The sequence below is a fragment of the Nostoc sp. 'Peltigera membranacea cyanobiont' 232 genome, from assembly GCF_002245985.1.
GTDB lineage: Bacteria > Cyanobacteriota > Cyanobacteriia > Cyanobacteriales > Nostocaceae > Nostoc.
In genome coordinates, this window is sequence record NZ_NOLK01000326.1 from 1 (window position 1) to 3,132 (window position 3,132).

Annotated in this window: 3 protein-coding genes and 1 pseudogene; 3 read left to right on the forward strand and 1 reads right to left on the reverse strand. The window is 37.5% G+C overall.

The features are described 5' to 3' along the window. Positions 1 to 199, reverse strand: a pseudogene (locus CDG79_RS39835) (hypothetical protein); the annotation flags it as partial. A gap of 139 nt (positions 200 to 338) precedes the next feature. Between CDG79_RS39835 and CDG79_RS39840 the strand changes: the two are divergent. The 3 genes from CDG79_RS39840 to CDG79_RS39850 all read left to right on the forward strand — a co-directional run. After that, positions 339 to 1,028 carry a hypothetical protein gene (locus tag CDG79_RS39840; RefSeq protein WP_223278656.1) on the forward strand — a complete coding sequence of 230 codons (690 nt, stop codon included), beginning with the start codon at positions 339 to 341 and terminating at the stop codon, positions 1,026 to 1,028. Positions 1,029 to 1,135: 107 nt separating this feature from the next. Further along, positions 1,136 to 1,690, forward strand: coding sequence for a hypothetical protein (locus tag CDG79_RS39845; RefSeq protein WP_094346958.1), 555 nt, complete (start codon positions 1,136 to 1,138; stop codon positions 1,688 to 1,690). Positions 1,691 to 1,919: 229 nt separating this feature from the next. Further along, a partial coding sequence (locus CDG79_RS39850; RefSeq protein WP_262985886.1) for a DNA polymerase occupies positions 1,920 to 3,132 on the forward strand: 1,213 nt, incomplete at its 3' end.

The window sequence follows — 3,132 nt, forward strand, 5'->3', positions numbered from 1 at the left end:
AAGGTGTATCCCCAAGATTGATTTCAAAAATATTCTCTTGATAACCATCCCTAAATTGGTCTGCTTGCAAGGGATTACTACTATCTCCAGAACTTAATTGCTCAACACCGTAACATAAAGATTGATAGCCACTGCCAGACTGATAATTACTACTGTCGTCAGTATCAAGATTTTGGTTAATTGTGGGTTCGTTATTCATTGGCATTACCTAAAAAACCTGTATCAATGCCAGCATAAAAAGAATTATCTAATATCAGCCTTCACCTATTGGACATTAATTTTTTAGCCGATTGGCTATTTTTGGTGATGCGCTCATATCGAGATGACAAATGGAGCAAATGAATTTAATTTCACCAGAAATAATGGCAGAAATCAGTGATGGTAATAGTACCAAACTGCCAGACAACACCCGAAAAATGCTGCAAATTTTGGCAAGTTTAAATACACCAAAAGAATTATTAGCAAGTCTTTTGGAAATAGCTGAATTTTCCCTACACCATGTTCGCTACCTTGCAGGGCCATTGGTAATTCATCGCAGTCCTTGGAGTGATACGATTCCCCAATGGCTGAAGTTTGCTTGTATTCAGGAGCGATTGAAACTTATCTTCACTGAATACGAACAGGATCAGGTTGGTGTTTCCAGCACAGCCACAGAAGTTCTTACCTACATGATGCCAGCAACTTACGAAGCACCTCTGCATAGAGACTACGCTGACCTTTATCTTTGGGCAGGTAATGAAGTTTTAACCAAATACGATAAATTACCAAAGGGTTGCAAGAGTTTTTATGAATTTCTAGGTGATGGTGCTACGAACAATGCGAACAATAATCGCATCATTCATTTTAATCAGGTAAAAAATGAATTCAACTATCTTAGCAGGTCAATTCGACGCAGCATAGTTAAACACGCAGCACAAGAGGGATGGGGTAAGCGTAATGTTAATGCCAAGCCTAACTTAGACTCAACCCAAAGCACTCCAACTCCTAAACCTTCATCAAATTCAACTGTGCAAATTAGCTTGTTTTGAATTTTCCAGAAATCCTCAGTCTATTCAAATTTTCATCTGAGGATTTTTCTGTTAAATGGAAGCGATCGCTTCTTTAATTATGAACATAAATTTTCAAGTTAGTCATCATGAATACTCAAGAAATTCAAGAGATTTTAAATCATCTCATCATTGGAATTACAGCCTTATATGCCATTGTGATGCTCGTTGATTTCGTTGTGGGAATAGTCCATTTATGGCATGAATTTACACTCAATGTTGAATCCTATACCAACAACACAACATCTGAACAATCACACATTGAATCTAGTGATATTAAGAAATCTCTCAACTGGGAAAATCAAAATCAATCAACTAACCGTATTACATCAAAACCCGAACCTCAACCAAATAACTTTGTTAGCATTGATGTAGACAAAATTGATTTACGAACAGCTAGAAAAATTGCCACTGCCATAAAAAAAGCTTCAAAATCCAATCCTGACTTAATTATCAAACAAAAAGTCAACAATAAATGTGTTCCTTTAGCCTGGTTGCAAGCACAGATTAAGCATCGTTTAGAACTGGCACCAGAAATTGTCACACCCATTATTAGAGAATTGGCTCCTACTGCTTTGACATCTGTTCGAGAAAATATTCAGCATTCTAACATTGCAAAAACAGATAAACGTCAAGTCAGTTAATCATATAAAGAGAGGAATATCGATATGGCGGTTATCGCTCGAATGAGAAGACAAAAGTACTTGCTGTATAATCTTTCCAGCAAAGTTTTTGTATCTCCCTTAACTGCACACCGCTATAGTATTACCTCTCTTTAATAGGTTTTCAAATCTTTGTAAAAAACTAAATATTTTGAAGTTGCTAGATATACAAGCTATCGCTTCTAGGTGATAAATTCAAATTTAATTCATTATGAATACAGGCTTAATAAATACAAATAATTCCAGTATTTTTACCCCCAAATATACTCTTGTTTCCAATGTTTCAACTCTTAATTCTGCTCTCCAAGGTCTGTTTCAGGCAGAAATTTTAGCCATAGATTGTGAAACAACAGGACTTGACCCTCTAACTGATTCTATTAGACTGATTCAAATAGCTGCACCAAACTATCCGGTAGTGCTAATTGATTTACCAGCTATTCCCAAAAGCGATCGCCAACTGCTCAAAAAACTACTCTGTAACTCTGCTGTCAAAATTGCTCATAATGCCAAGTTCGACTGGCAATTTCTCACACTCGCAGGACTTCAACCCTCCAGTAAATTCTTTGATACCCAACTTGCTTATAAAGTTCTAACCGCAGGATTGAAAACAAGCTCATCCTTACAAAATATAGTTAAAAAACTATTACAGCTTCAACTAGATAAAACTCAACAAATCAGCGATTGGTGTAAACCTCTTAAATCGGTTCAATTGCACTATGCTGCCGTAGATGCTGCCATATTACTTGACCTTTACCCAATTCTCCTCAAGAGGTTAAAACAGGCAAAGTTACTCAAAATTGCCCGACTGGAATTTCAGTGTATGCCTGTTGTAGCTCAAATGGAACTTAACGGGATGCTATTTGACTTGTCTCGATGGCAGATACTGGGTGCAAAACTAGAAGCTGAAAAAACAGATGCTTTAAGGCAACTCAAGCAACTCCGTATTGCTAGTTCTCAGATGTCATTGCTGCCAGAACTGACAGATGCAGTAAACCCGAATTCACCTCAGCAAGTTTTGGCTGCTTTACAAGCTATTGGGATCAAAATTAACTCAACTAATCAAAGTAAATTAGTTTCTTTAGCTGCACAATATCCCATAATTCAAGCATTGCTAGATTACCGCCGTCTATCCAAAATTATCGGCACTTTTACCGAGAAACTACCCCAGCATATCCACCCCAAAACTGGGAGAATTCATCCTAACTATTATCAATTAGGGGCAAAATCCGGTAGATTTTCTTGCCGCAAACCTCCTCTACAAAATATTCCTCGTGATGAAGCTGCCCGTAGCTGCTTTATTGCTGCCCCTGGCTATAAAATTATCAAAGCCGATTACTCCCAAATTGAACTACGAATTATGGCTCGGCTTAGTGGTGATACAAAGATGTGCCAAGTCTATCGTCAAGGGGCTGACTTACATCGAT

Coding starts and splice junctions, on each gene's coding strand:
- CDG79_RS39845 (WP_094346958.1), top strand. CDS start 1,136: ATGAATACTCAAGAAATTCAAGAGATTTTAAATCATCTCATCATTGGA.
- CDG79_RS39840 (WP_223278656.1), top strand. CDS start 339: ATGAATTTAATTTCACCAGAAATAATGGCAGAAATCAGTGATGGTAAT.